The organism is Actinosynnema sp. NPDC050801 (genome assembly GCF_040673975.1).
In the GTDB taxonomy this organism is placed as follows: domain Bacteria; phylum Actinomycetota; class Actinomycetes; order Mycobacteriales; family Pseudonocardiaceae; genus Actinosynnema.
Genome location: NZ_JBFAQZ010000009.1, coordinates 177,945 through 190,689 on the forward strand (window position 1 = coordinate 177,945; position 12,745 = coordinate 190,689).

General features: G+C 71.1%; 14 protein-coding genes. 8 read left to right on the plus strand and 6 right to left on the minus strand.

Annotated elements, in window-relative coordinates:
* The first annotated feature begins 76 nt into the window (after nt 1-76).
* A complete protein-coding gene (locus AB0K14_RS21740; RefSeq protein ID WP_360455231.1) occupies nt 77-418 on the plus strand; it encodes a hypothetical protein in 342 nt (113 codons plus the stop codon).
* Nucleotides 419-525: 107 nt separating this feature from the next.
* Here AB0K14_RS21740 and AB0K14_RS21745 read toward each other — a convergent pair whose 3' ends face one another.
* The 5 genes from AB0K14_RS21745 to AB0K14_RS21765 all read right to left on the minus strand — a co-directional run bounded on the left by AB0K14_RS21745 (nt 526) and on the right by AB0K14_RS21765 (nt 4,328).
* On the minus strand, nt 526-942 hold the full coding sequence (locus AB0K14_RS21745; protein ID WP_360455234.1) for an RbsD/FucU domain-containing protein: 417 nt from the start codon (nt 940-942) through the stop codon (nt 526-528).
* Nucleotides 943-947: 5 nt separating this feature from the next.
* On the minus strand, nt 948-2,408 hold the full coding sequence (locus tag AB0K14_RS21750) for a family 43 glycosylhydrolase (protein ID WP_360455237.1): 1,461 nt from the start codon (nt 2,406-2,408) through the stop codon (nt 948-950).
* Nucleotides 2,409-2,689: 281 nt separating this feature from the next.
* The gene (locus AB0K14_RS21755) at nt 2,690-3,253 is read right to left on the minus strand and encodes a YdeI/OmpD-associated family protein (protein WP_360455240.1); all 564 of its coding nucleotides are present in this window, start codon (nt 3,251-3,253) and stop codon (nt 2,690-2,692) included.
* 54 nt (nt 3,254-3,307) lie between these two features.
* Nucleotides 3,308-3,595: a hypothetical protein gene (locus tag AB0K14_RS21760; protein ID WP_360455243.1), complete on the minus strand. Its 288-nt coding sequence runs from the start codon at nt 3,593-3,595 to the stop codon at nt 3,308-3,310.
* A gap of 166 nt (nt 3,596-3,761) precedes the next feature.
* Nucleotides 3,762-4,328: a CGNR zinc finger domain-containing protein gene (locus tag AB0K14_RS21765; protein WP_360455246.1), complete on the minus strand. Its 567-nt coding sequence runs from the start codon at nt 4,326-4,328 to the stop codon at nt 3,762-3,764.
* A 131-nt stretch (nt 4,329-4,459) separates the two neighbouring features.
* On the opposite strand from AB0K14_RS21765, the gene AB0K14_RS21770 reads away from it, so the two are divergent.
* The 6 genes from AB0K14_RS21770 (at nt 4,460) to AB0K14_RS21795 (ending at nt 10,477) form a co-directional block, all read left to right on the plus strand.
* Entirely contained in the window at nt 4,460-5,317 is an 858-nt protein-coding gene (locus tag AB0K14_RS21770) for an alpha/beta hydrolase (RefSeq protein ID WP_360455249.1), read from the plus strand.
* Between the two features lie 302 nt (nt 5,318-5,619).
* A complete protein-coding gene (locus AB0K14_RS21775) occupies nt 5,620-6,588 on the plus strand; it encodes an arabinan endo-1,5-alpha-L-arabinosidase (RefSeq protein ID WP_360455252.1) in 969 nt (322 codons plus the stop codon).
* A 206-nt stretch (nt 6,589-6,794) separates the two neighbouring features.
* Nucleotides 6,795-8,066, plus strand: coding sequence for an extracellular solute-binding protein (locus AB0K14_RS21780; protein ID WP_360455254.1), 1,272 nt, complete (start codon nt 6,795-6,797; stop codon nt 8,064-8,066).
* The gene (locus tag AB0K14_RS21785) at nt 8,063-9,034 is read left to right on the plus strand and encodes a sugar ABC transporter permease (RefSeq protein WP_360455257.1); all 972 of its coding nucleotides are present in this window, start codon (nt 8,063-8,065) and stop codon (nt 9,032-9,034) included. The genes AB0K14_RS21780 and AB0K14_RS21785 overlap by 4 nt, the downstream gene beginning before the upstream one ends.
* Complete coding sequence (locus tag AB0K14_RS21790) at nt 9,031-9,867, plus strand: carbohydrate ABC transporter permease (protein ID WP_360455260.1); 837 nt, start codon at nt 9,031-9,033, stop codon at nt 9,865-9,867. Before AB0K14_RS21785 ends, AB0K14_RS21790 begins: the two co-directional genes overlap by 4 nt.
* A 4-nt stretch (nt 9,868-9,871) precedes the next feature.
* Nucleotides 9,872-10,477: a hypothetical protein gene (locus tag AB0K14_RS21795; protein WP_360455263.1), complete on the plus strand. Its 606-nt coding sequence runs from the start codon at nt 9,872-9,874 to the stop codon at nt 10,475-10,477.
* Here AB0K14_RS21795 and AB0K14_RS21800 read toward each other — a convergent pair.
* Nucleotides 10,441-11,436, minus strand: coding sequence for a LacI family DNA-binding transcriptional regulator (locus AB0K14_RS21800; RefSeq protein ID WP_360455266.1), 996 nt, complete (start codon nt 11,434-11,436; stop codon nt 10,441-10,443). The genes AB0K14_RS21795 and AB0K14_RS21800 overlap by 37 nt on opposite strands.
* Before the next feature lie 115 nt (nt 11,437-11,551).
* Here AB0K14_RS21800 and AB0K14_RS21805 point away from each other — a divergent pair, with 115 nt between their 5' ends.
* Entirely contained in the window at nt 11,552-12,742 is a 1,191-nt protein-coding gene (locus AB0K14_RS21805; protein ID WP_360455269.1) for an MFS transporter, read from the plus strand.
* Nucleotides 12,743-12,745: the final 3 nt, after the last annotated feature.

Consider the following 12,745-nt stretch of genomic DNA (forward strand, 5'->3'; position numbering starts at 1 on the left):
CTCGTTTTTGCTGGATCCGCCGCACCGGCGGCCGGGCCGATTGACGGCCTGCCGGGGGCTCATTAGCTTCCAACACGTGGCTGCCGAACGCATTGCTCCCGTTGTCCCGACAGACGATCTCGCCGGCGCGGTCGAGCGGTGGTCGGCGTTGCTCGGCGTGGCGCCGACGTTCGTCGACGGCGACCGCTGGGCCCAGTTCGACGTCGCGGGTGGTCGGCTCGCGCTGTCCGGTGCGGACCGCGTGCACGACGGTCCGGCCATGCTGGTGAAGGTGCCCGACCTCGAAGAGGCACGGGTGCGCGCGCAGGCCTTGGGTTTCCAGGTCGGCGAGATCAGCACCGGCCCGCACGAGCGGCGGTGCGTCGCCGTCGGCCCGGACGGGTACGCGGCGATCCTGCACAGCCCCTTGGCTTCCTGACACCCACCCCGGAGCCCGGCCGTCCGAAATGGACCCCGCCTGTTAGCTATCCACAAAGGACCATGCTGGCTCCGGCCCGCACGCGGACGTGCGGGCCGGAGTCCGGGTCAGGCGACGAACCCGACCGTCAGCAACAGGTTCGCGTAGAGCCGCCCGTCACCGGTGGCCACGCACACCGCCAGTTCCGGCGACCGGCACGCCGCGTAGAAGTCCTGCCGCGCCAAGGGCTGCAACGGCAGGTCCGGGCCGAGGATCCGCTCGTAGTCCGCCCAGACCGGCGGCGTACCGAGGTCGTCCGGCCGCATGGTGTGCACCGCCTCCACCGGGATCGCCGACAGCACCGGCTCCAGCACGTCGTCGACCGGGACGAGGCCGGGGCGCAGGTTGAGGTGGATCAGCGTGGCCCGGTGGTGCACGTTGGTCCGGTGCGCGTAGTTCGCGTCGGCGAGCAGGACCTTCGACCCGTGGCCCGCCGTGGCCAGGGCGTGCAGCAGCGGTGGGTGGAGCAAGGGGTAGCGCAGCACAGGGGTCACTCCAGGATGAACGTGGCGTCGGCGCGTGCGACGGTGTCGGGCGTGGTGGTCAGGTTGATGTTGGTGCCATTGTGGCGGATGTACTGGCCGGGGTAGTTCTGCGACTCGAACGAGACGCCGGAGCCCGACGCCAGCCCGGCGCGGCGGAAGAACGACGCGTCGGCGCGGAAGGTGGCGCTGCCGTCGTTGCGCTCCACCCACATCTCGTGGTTGCGGTGCCGCAGGTAGTAGCCGGGGAAGTTGGTCGACTCCAGCGACACCGTGCCCGACCCGTTCAGGCCCGTGACGACGCGGAACTGGGAGTCGGCGAGCGGGTTCACGTTCGCTTCGAGCCGGCCCCGGTACTCCCAGTGCCGGACGAACCGGTCCGGGTAGTTGTAGGACTTGAGCCGCACGGGCGTGACGCCGTCGGCCACCGGGATGCCGAAGTTCGGCGTGCCGTCGGCGTTCCAGTAGACCTTCTGCACGCGGGTGCGCCGGTTCGGGTCGCGCAGCGGGTCGCCCGAGATGTCGCGGTAGCTGCGGTCGTGGTAGACGAGGATGTCGCTCTGGCCGTCCTCGGACACGGTGAACGAGTTGTGCCCCGGGCCGTACTGGCTGGTCGCCGCGTTGGAGGCGAACACCGGGTTCGCGCCCTTGGTCCACGACGAGGGGTTGAGCAGGTCCGCCGACGCGGAGGCGGTCAGCATGCCCAGGCAGTAGTTGGCGTCCGTGGCGCTGGCCGAGTAGGTCATGAAGACCCGGCCGTCGCGCTGGATCACCGACGGACCTTCGGCGACCTTCACCCCGCCCCGCGTCTCCCACGCCAACGTCGGCACGGTCAGCCGGGCCACCGAACCCGTGATGCTCCACGGGGTGGCGCCCATGCGGGCGAGGTAGAGGTTCGAGTTCGTGGCGATGCCCGGCTCGGACTGCGCCCAGGTCAGGTACCGCACGCCGTTGACCGTGAAGGTCGACATGTCCAGGGAGAAGGTGTCCCAGGGGACGTTCACCTTGCCCCGCTCGGTCCACGTGCCGGTCAGCGGGTTGGCGCTGCCGTTCTCCAGCACGTACGGGCGGATGCGCCAGACGTCGTCGGTCCGGCCGGCGGCGAAGTAGACGTACCACTTGCCGTTGATGAAGTGGATCTCCGGCGCCCAGATGTGCGCGCCCATCTCACCCGACGAGTGCCTGCGCCAGATCACCGATTCCGGTGCGGTGGCCAGGCCCTGGATCGTGGTCGCGCGGCGCAGGACGATCCGGTCGTACTCCGGCGCGGTCGCGGTGAAGTAGTAGTAGCCGTCGGTGTGCTTGAAGATGTGCGGGTCCGCCCGTTGGGCCGCCAGCGGGTTCGTGTACTGCACGGCGGGTGAGGCCTGTGCGGCGGGCGTCACGGCCAGACCCGCGACGGCGGTCACGGCCACCACCGCGGCCACCGCCAACCTGCGCGATATCCACCGGGGAACGGCACTGTTCATCGGTTCCACTCCATCGTGGGCGTAAGGGATGTGGGTGTTAACGCTAACAGCGCAGGTCGGCGCGCCTCAATACCCACTTACGAGACGATTGAGGTCTGAGATCCAGTGAGTTGCGCCGGCTTGACGGTCGCCCTCCATAGCGGCTGGTTATCGGCATGATCAGCGAACAAGGCTGGTGTTAGCGATAACATTGCGCTACCTTCGCCGACACGCGAGCCCTCGACTTGCCGGGTGGGCGGACGCGACTCTCCCCCGTCCCCCCACCCGGCTCCCACCCCGCGTCACCGCGTCAGCTCACCGACGATCCGCCGCAACTGCACGGCACGGGCGGCCGGTGTCCTCGCCTTCATGAGCCGGAGGAACAGCGCGTACTGGCGGGTCCGGTCCAGCAGTCCGAACCGCTCGCGGGCGCGTTCGTCGTCGGCCAGCGCTTCGGCCAGGTCGGGCGGCACGGTGGCGTCGCGCTGCCGCTCGTAGGCCGCGTCCCACCGGCCGTCGGCCCGGGCGGCCTCGATCGCGGCGAAGCCGGGTTCCCGCATCCGCCCGGCGGCGATGAGCGCCTCGGCCTTCTCGACGTTGACCCGCGACCAGGAGCCGCCCGGCCGGCGCGGCGAGTACCGCTGGAGGTAGTGGTGCTGGTCGAGGCCCCTGCGGTGGCTGTCGATCCACCCGTGGCACAGGGCGACGTCGAGGGCCTCGGTGATGGTGACCGACGACCGCCCGGACCCCTTCTTGGCGATCTTGAGCCAGACACCGTCGCTGGTGCCGTGGTGGTCGGCCAGCCACGACGCCCACGCGTCGGCGTCGGCGAAGTCGAGGGCCTGCGTTTCGGTGCGCTCGTCCATGCCCCCATGGTGCGCCGACAAAGTGCTCACCGAGTGAGCACTTTGTCGGAGCGGTCAGGCGTCGGACTCGCGTCGTTCCGCCATGGTGTCCGGCGCGGACTCCGGGACTTCGGTGCGCACGTCCGAGTCGCGCAGCACCTCGCGTGCCTGGGCCTCGGGGTCGGCACTGCCGGTCTCCAACTCCTCCGGCAGCAGGTTGGCCCTGGTCCGCACCCGGCGGTCGACGTCGTTGCGCCGGTCGAAGACCTCCGGCCGGTCGAGGTCGTGCTCGCGCCTGGTGCGCTCCTCCTCGTCGGGCGACAGCTCGGTCGCGCCGAGGTCCAGCGGTTCCTGTTGCGTCATGTGCCTTGCCATACCCCACCGGCGCCCGGTTGACGCCCCGCCCGTCGGCGGGGGTTCGGCACGGTCAGGTTCGGATGGCCGCGGTGCGGCGCGTGACGGTTCGGCGCGCGACGGTGCGGTCAGGGCGCGGCGCGCCGCGTAAGGGCGCGGTCAGGGTGTGGCGCGGTCAGGGTGTGGCGCGAACCCGGCTGTGGTGGCGGCGGGCCTTCAGCCGGTTCCCGCAGGCCGTCATCGAGCACCACAGCCGCCTGCCGGTGCGCGAGGTGTCCTGGAAGTGCAGGACGCACTCGGGGTTCGCGCACTTGCGGATGCGGTCCGGGGTCGCCTCGCGCAGGCCGACGAAGTCGCGCAGGCACGCCCAGGCCGCGCGCCACCGCGGGTCGGCGACGTCGTCGTGCTCGACCCGGCCGCGCTCGTCGACCGCCAACCGCACCCGCCCCCGTTCCAGCAGGGAGTTGAGCGCGGCGTGGTCGGCCGGGTCCGCGATCACGGCGGCCAGCGCTTCCCGGGCCTGGCGCAGCGGCTGCCGCGGCACGGGTCGGCCGGCGGGGAGTTCCCGGTCCGCGAGCCAGGACACGGCCAGGTCGTCGTGGTCGAGCAGGTCGTACGGCACGCCGCCGGTCACCCAACGCGTGTTCAGCAGGTCGATGGCCAGGGGTTGGTCCGCCAGCGGACGCGCGGGCCAGCCACGGGCCAGCAGCGCGCCGGTCACGGCGTCATCGGCACCGAGCACGGCCCCAACCTCCCCTGTCTAACCGTTGAGAGTCGCTTGACAGGTTAACACGCGCCTGCTTACCTGACCGCATCACCTAACCGTTCATAGCAGTTAGAACAGTTAGGCACCTTTCGAGACAGGAGCAGTCGATGACCTCGTACCGGTACGCCGACGTCAACGGGCAGCGCGTGTTCTACCGGGAGGCGGGCCACGCCGACGCCCCGGTCCTGGTGCTGCTGCACGGCTTCCCCACCAGCTCGCACATGTTCCGCGAGCTGATCCCGCGACTCGCCGACCGCTACCGCGTGATCGCGCCGGACCACGTCGGCTTCGGCCACAGCTCCGCGCCGTCGGTGGACGAGTTCGACTACACCTTCGACGCGCTCACCGACATCACGCTCGGGCTGCTGGACCACCTCGGCGTGCGGCGGCACGCGCTGTACGTCCAGGACTACGGCGCACCCATCGGGCTCAAGATCGCGTCACGCCACCCCGAGCGCGTCACCGCGATCATCACCCAGTCCGGCAACGCCTACACCGAGGGCTTCACCCCGTTCTGGGAGCCGCTGTTCGCCTACGCCACCAACCCCGGCCCCGACACCGAACCGGCCGTGCGCGCGCTGCTCACGCTCGACGCCACCCGCTGGCAGTACACCCACGGCGTCAAGGACCCGAGCCGGATCAGCCCGGACACCTGGGCGCACGACCAGGCCCTGCTCGACCGGCCGGGCAACGCCGAGGTGCAGCTGGCCCTGTTCCGCGACTACCGCAACAACCTCGACGCGTACCCGGCGTTCCAGCGGTACTTCCGCGACACCGGGGTACCGCTGCTCGCGGTGTGGGGGCGGCACGACGAGATCTTCGGCCCGGACGGCGCGCTGGCGTACCGGCGCGACCTGCCCGACGCCGAGATCCACCTGCTCGACACCGGCCACTTCGCGCTGGAGGACCACCTGGACACCGTCACCGGCTACATCCGCGGCTTCCTCGGTCGGGTGCTGAGTTGATCAGCCACTTGTGAGCGCTAACAGACACTGACCCGCGAGGTGGGCAAAGCAGCCTGTTAGCGATAACAGGAACTCTTGCCCACCTCGACGGGGCTGCGCTACCGTGCCGGGAAGCGCTCCCCGGTCAGGCCGATCCGCAGGCGGCCGGACGCGCGACACGATTCCTGCTCGCAAGGAGGCGAAGCATGAGTCCGCGCACGTCGACACCTGTCGCGCCGAGACGCTGCGCCGTCCTCCCCTAGTCCACTCCGGACACCGCCGCCGCCGCGCCCGCTCCACACCCCCGAGAGATCGAGGAAACCGTGGCTGCATCGAGGAAACGCGCCCTCGGCCTGATCGCCGCACTGGCGATGACCACCGCGTCGGTCGCACTCGCGCCGCAGGCTTCGGCCTACCCCGGACCCGGCGTGGTCACCGGCGACATCAGGGTGCACGACCCCAGCGTCGTCAAGCGACCCGACGGCAGTTACCTGGTCGCGCACACCGGTGACAACATCGGCCTGAAGACCTCCGCCGACCGCACCGCCTTCCGCAACGCGGGCGTCGCCTTCCCCAGCGGCGCGTCCTGGACCACCACCTACACCAACGGCGGCCGCAACCTGTGGGCGCCGGACATCTCCTACCGCAACGGCCAGTACTACCTGTACTACTCGGCCTCGACGTTCGGCTCGAACCGCTCGGCGATCTTCCTGGCCACCAGCTCCAGCGGCAACTCCGGCACGTGGACCCACCGCGGCCTGGTCGTCGAGTCGCGCACCAGCGACAACTTCAACGCCATCGACCCCGACCTCGTGGTCGACGACCAGGGCCGCTGGTGGCTGAGCTTCGGCTCGTTCTGGTCCGGCCTCAAGATGATCGCGCTCAACCCGTCCACCGGCCTGCGGTCGGACTCGACGGTGCGCTCCATCGCCGGCCGCAACGGCGGCCCGATCGAGGCGCCCAACATCGTCAAGCGCGGCTCCTACTACTACCTGTTCGCGTCCTTCGACTACTGCTGCCGCGGCGCGTCGAGCAACTACCGGGTCGTGGTCGGCCGCTCGACCAGCGTCACCGGCACGTACTACGACCGCAACGGCACGGCCATGACCGCCGGCGGCGGCACGGAGATCCTCGCGGGTCAGGGCAGCATCCACGGCCCCGGTCACCAGGACGTGTTCTCCGACGTCGACAGCGACATCCTCGTCTACCACTATTACGGCGACGACGGCGCTTCGAGGTTGGGTATCAATTGGCTCGCTTGGGATTCCGCAGGGTGGCCCTACGTCCGATGACACCGGTGCGACTCGCCGCCGCCCCTGGCCACCGCGCTGCGCGAGGGCCGGGGGCGGCGGCACCGCCGGATGGTCGCCGATCGGCCGCCGAACGGCTGCCGAAGCGGGCATTGACGTTTGCGCACCCTGCTCGTAGCCTCCCGGAAAGCGCTTTCCCCGCCGCACCGCCCTCAACGTCGGCAAGCGGTTGAGACCGGAGGAATCGAATGGGTGCACTGAAACGTTTCAGAATCCTGGCCACGTCGGCCGTCGCGCTGCTGGCGGTAGCCTGCGGCGGCAGCGGTGGCGGCGGCGAGGAGACCCAGGCCGGTCCCGCCACGTTGCGGTTCTCGTGGTGGGGGAACGCCGAGCGCGCCGAATTGATGCAGAAGGCCATCGACCTCTTCCAGAGCAAGAACCCCGAGATCAAGGTGACGCCGAGCTTCCAGGAGTTCGAGGCGTACTGGCAGAAGATGGCCACCGAGACCGCCGGCGGCAACGCGCCCGACGTCCTGCAGATGGACTTCGCGTACCTCCGCGAGTACTCCGACCGCAACGCCCTGTACGACCTGAAGAAGCAGGAGGGCAAGAACCTCGAACTGGGTGACCTCCTGCCCGGGCTCAAGGGCGCCGGCGAGATCGACGGCAAGCTGTACGGCGTGCCCACGGGCGGCAACACCTGGGGTTACATGTACAACCCGGCGTTGTACGCCCAGGCCGGCGTCGAGGAGCCGAAGGAGGGGTGGACCTGGGACGACTACCACGCCGCCGTGAAGACGATCGCGGAGAAGACCGGGGTGCCCGGCGGCGGCAACTACGTCGGCAGCTACTACAACCTGGAGCTCCAGCTGCGCCAGGAGGGCAAGCTGCTCTACACCGAGGACGGCAAGCTCGGCTTCGACAAGGCGCGGCTGGCGGACTTCTTCAAGGAGGGCAAGGCGTTGACCGACGCCAAGGTCACCCTGCCCATCGAGAAGGGCGTCCAGATCAAGCCCGCCCACGCGCTGGAGCAGGACCTGATCGCCGGTGATTTGGGCTGGGACAACTTCATGGCCCGCTACGACAAGGGCGCCAAGGCGGAGCTGAAGCTGGGGCCCGTGCCGACGGACAAGGCGGACACGTCCGGCCAGTACCTGAAGCCGTCGATGCTGCTGAGCGTGTCGCAGAAGACCGAGCACCCGGCGGCGTCCGCCAAGCTGGTGTCGTTCATGGTCAACGACCCCGAGGTCGGCAAGATCTTCGGCGCGAACCGGGGCCTGCCGCCGACGAACGCGCAGCGCGCCGCCGTCCAGCTCGAAGGCCCCTTGGCCGCCGTGGCCGCCTACGAGGAGGGGCTGAAGGACAAGTTCGGCAAGACGCCTCCCGCGCCGCCGAAGGGTGCGGGCACGCTGGAGCAGGCGTTCATCCGGATCACCGAGGAACTCCAGTACGGCCGCATCACCGTGGACGAGGCGGTCGAGCAGTTCTTCACCGAGGCCGAAGAGACCCTCGGGTCGTGACCAGGGCGTCGATCGCGCCCGACCGGCGCGCCGAGGTCGAGGTGTCGCGGCAGGCGGGTCCGCGCAAGCGGGCCCGCCGGTCCGGTGAGGGGCTGGCGGGCTACCTGTTCCTGTCGCCGTGGATCATCGGGATCGTCCTGCTGACCCTCGGGCCGATGGTGACCTCGCTGTACCTCTCGTTCACCGACTACGACCTGTTCAACACACCGACCTGGATCGGCCTGGAGAACTACCAGCGGATGTTCTCCGACGCCCGGTGGCTGCGGTCGGTCGAGGTCACGGCGATCTACGTGGCACTGGCCGTGCCGATCAAGCTGGCCGTCGCGCTGGCCGTCGCCATGCTGCTCAACGGCAAGCGGGCGGGTCAGGGCTTCTACCGGGCCGCGTTCTACGGGCCGTCGCTGATCGGCGGCAGCGTCGGCGTCGCGATCGTGTGGAAGATGATGTTCAGCGACGACTCGGTGGTCGACCAGGTGCTCCAGCGGTTCGGCATCGACACCGGCGGCTGGGCGGGCAACCCCGACTTCTCGCTGATGATGCTGGTGCTGCTGGCCACGTGGCAGCTGGGCGCGCCGATGGTGATCTTCCTGGCCGGGCTGAAGCAGGTGCCGCGGGAGCTCTACGAGGCCGCCGAGGTCGACGGCGCGAGTCGTGCCCGGCGGTTCTGGTCGATCACGTTGCCGATGATCTCGCCGGTGCTGTTCTTCAACCTGCTGCTGGAGACGATCAACTCCTTCCAGGTGTTCACGTCGGCGTACGTGGTGGGCGGGCCGAACGGCCAGCCGGCCGGCAGCACGCTGTTCTACACGATCTACCTGTTCGACCGGGGTTTCGGCGACTACCGCATGGGCTACGCGTCGGCGATGGCGTGGATGCTGCTGCTGGGCGTCGGCCTGGTCACCGTGTTCCTGTTCCGCACCGCACGGGGGTGGGTCTTCTACTCCGGGGACTCGGGGGACAACCGATGAAGCACCCGTTGAGCAGGGTGGCCTGGCACGTCTGCGTGCTGGCGCTGCTCGCGATCGTGCTGTACCCGATCGTGTGGGTGGCGGCGGCGACGTTCAAGCCGTCCGAGGCCATCATCGGCAGCCTCCAGTTGCTGCCGACCGAGCCCACGCTGGCCAACTACGAGCGCGTGTTCGAGGGCGTCGTCGGCATCGGCGTCGGCCGGTTCTTCTGGAACTCGGCCGTGCTGGCGGTGTTGTCGGTGGTCGGCACGGTCGCGTCGTCGGCGTTGGCGGCGTACGCGTTCGCCCGCCTGCGGTTCCGCGGTCGGACGGTGCTGTTCGGGATCATGATCGCGACGCTGCTGCTGCCGTTCCACGTGCTGCTCATCCCGCAGTACGTGGTGTTCCAGAACCTCGACCTGGTGGACACGTACGTGCCGTTGCTGGCGGGCAAGTTCCTGGCGTCGGAGGCGTTCTTCGTGTTCCTGATCGTGCAGTTCATCCGGCAGCTGCCGCGTGAGCTGGACGAGTCGGCGAAGCTCGACGGTGCCGGGCACTGGACCGTGTTCTGGCACATCATCGTGCCGCTGTGCCGGCCGGCGCTCATCACCACCGCGATCTTCACGTTCATCTGGAGCTGGAACGACTTCTTCGGGCCGCTGATCTACCTGAGCACACCGGACAAGTACCCGCTGCCGCTGGCGTTGCAGCTGTTCATCGACGAGTCGACCGGGTCGGACTTCGGCGCGTTGATGGCGATGTCGATGCTGGCGCTGGTGCCGGTGATCCTGTTCTTCCTGTTCTTCCAGCGGTTCCTGGTGGAGGGCGTGTCCACGTCGGGGTTGAAGGGGTGAGCCGGTGAAGCGGTTCGCGTTGTTCGGTGAGTGCCTGACGGCGGGGTTGCTGGTGCTGCTCGTCGCCCTGCCGGTGGTGACCCTGATGCCGGCGCTCGCGGCCGGGTGCGCGCACATCAAGGCGCACGTCGACGGGGAGACCACGTCGGTCCGGGCGTTCTTCGAGCGGGTGCGGGCGGCGCTGCCCGGCGGTTGGGTCGCGTCGCTCGCGGTGGTCGGCGGTTTCGCCGTGCTGGCGGTGGACGTGGTGCTGCTGCGGACGCGGGTGGCGGGGGGCGGGCTGGTGGCCGCCGTGTGCGGTGCGGCGGCGGTCGGCCTGGCGGTGGTGGTGCTCCGCGCGGCGGCGGCGTGGTCGGAGGACGTGCGGTGGGCCGTGGTGGGCCGTGAGGCGGCGCGACGGTCTGCGGTCGACTTCGGCGGGTCCCTGCTGCTGGTGATGGCCCTGGCCGTGCTGCTGATCGTGACGTGGCAGCTGCCGCCGTTGGCGGTGCCGATGGTCGGGTGCGTGCTGATGGCGGCGGTCGCGGTGGATCGCAGGCACACTGCCGCGGCCGGGCGACCGCGACCCGGCGGTCAGGCGCTGTCCCGCAGGACCAGCGTGGAGGGGTAGAGGGTCGGCGGGCCCGGGGCGCGGCGGTCCAGGACGGCGGTCGCCGCGCCGGTGGCGATGGCCTCGACCGGGTTCGTGGTCGTGGTGAGGCCGGGGTCGCTGAGGGCGGCGAAGTCGATGTCGTCGAAGCCCGCGACCGCGACGTCCCCCGGCACGTCCACCCCCGCGCGGCGCAGCGCGCCGAGGGCTCCCAGCGCCGAGAGGTCACCCAGCGCGAAGATCGCGTCGGTGTCCGGCCAGCGGGCCATGATCTCCGCGGCCGCGGACCCGCCGCGGGCGGCCGTGAAGTCGCCGGGGACCGCGCGGGGTGGGATGGCCGACTCGGCCGCGGCACGGTGGTACGCCGCGAGTGCGCGTCGGGTGCACGGCAGCCAAAGCGGGCCGGTGATCATGGCGACGCGTCGGCGGCCGCCTGCCACGAGGTGCTCGACCAGGCGGGTGGCGGCGGCGCCGTTGTCCACGTCGAAGGACGGCACGTCGCGGGTGCCGATGCCGATGGCCGCGATCCGGCCGCGCGCCGCGCGCGGGACCGCGGCCAGGGCCGGTCGGGTCGGGTTCACCAGGACGATGCCGCCGATGCCCCGGTCCTCCGCCAACCTGCCCAGCTCGCCCGGGTCGTGCAGCGGCAGCCAGCGCACGGACACGCCGACGTCGCGGGCGGCGGCGGTCCGGGCGGTCGCGGTCAGGACGCGGGCGACGTACGGGTCGTCCAGCACGTGCGCGGTGTGGCCGCCGACGGCGACGACGACGTGGGTGCCGCTGCGGGTGGCGAGGGCGCGTGCGGCGGCGTGCGGGACGTAGCCGAGTTCGCGGGCGGCCGCGGCCACCCGGGTGCGGGTGGCGTTCGACGCCGGCCCGCGGCCGGTCAGCGCGCGGGACGCGGTGGCCACCGACACGCCCGCCTCGCGTGCCACGTCCTCCAGCGTCGCCTCGCGCCGCCGTGACGGATGTGCGACCACGGCGCCAGTCTGCCGGCTCCGGGCCTTGTGGTGGAAGCGCTTCCATGGGTGGGGTGGGGACGCCGAGGGGCGGGTGTCGGGAACGAGCGAGGCGGGGACGATGGGAAGAGCACGCATGTCGGTCACCGGGGGGACGGCCGGCTCGGCCGCGAAGTCCGTCCGCGCCACCGCCACCGGGGTCGCGGTGACGTTCGGGCTCAACGGGGTGGCGGTGGCGTCCTGGTTCGCCCGCGTGCCCGCCGCCCGCGACTCGTTGCACCTGGACCCCGCCGCGCTCGGCGTGCTGCTGCTGGCCATGTCGGCCGGCGCGACGGTGGCGATGCTGACGGCCGGCGAGGTGACCCACCGGCTCGGCGCGCGGCGCACGGTCCGCGTGTCGACCGCCGGTGTCGCGCTCGGGCTGGTGGTCGCGGGCGTGGCCATCGGCACGTGGCCGTCCGCCGCGGCGGCGGGGATCGGGTTGTTCCTGCTCGGCTACGGGTCGGGCACCTGCAACGTCGCGATGAACGTCGAGGCGGCGGCCGTGGAGCGCGAGCTCGGCCGGACGGTCATGCCGCGCTTCCACGCGGTCTGGAGCCTGGGCACGGTCGCGGCGGCCGGGGCGGCCGCACTGGCCGCGTGGGCGCGCCTGCCGGTGACCGCCCACCTGGCGGGTGTCGCGGTGGTGACGTTGGTCGGCACGGTCGTCGCGGCGCGTTCCTTCCGCCACGGGGGTGACGACGCGGTGGGCGCGAAGAGCGGCGTGCTGGCGGCCTGGAGGGAGCCGCGCACGCTGCTGATCGGGTTGCTGGTGCTGGTGCTGGCGTTCACCGAGGGCACCGCGAACGACTGGCTCGCGGTGGCGTTCGTGGACGGCTACGCGTTCGGGCCGGCGGCGGGCGCGGTGGTGTTCGGCGTGTTCGTGTCCACGATGACGTTCGGGCGACTGGTGGGCACGGTCGCGCTCGACCGCTGGGGACGGGTGCCGGTGCTGGTCGGCACGATGCTGCTGGCGATCGTCGGCGTGACGACGGCGGTGCTGGGCGGGTCGCCCGCGGTGGCCGTGGCCGGGGTGGCGCTGTGGGGGTTGGGCACCTCGCTCGGCTTCCCGGTGGGCATGAGCGCGGCGGCCGACGAGAAGGACCGTGCGGCCGCACGGGTCGGCGTGGTGGCGGTGATCGGGTACACCGCGTTCCTGGCGGGCCCGCCGGTGGTCGGCATCCTCGGCGACCAGGTCGGCGTCCTCCGCGCGTTGCTGGTCGTGCCGTTGCTGCTGCTGCCCGCGCTCGCCCTGGTGCCCGCCCTCCGCCCACCGTCACGGCGGTAGGCG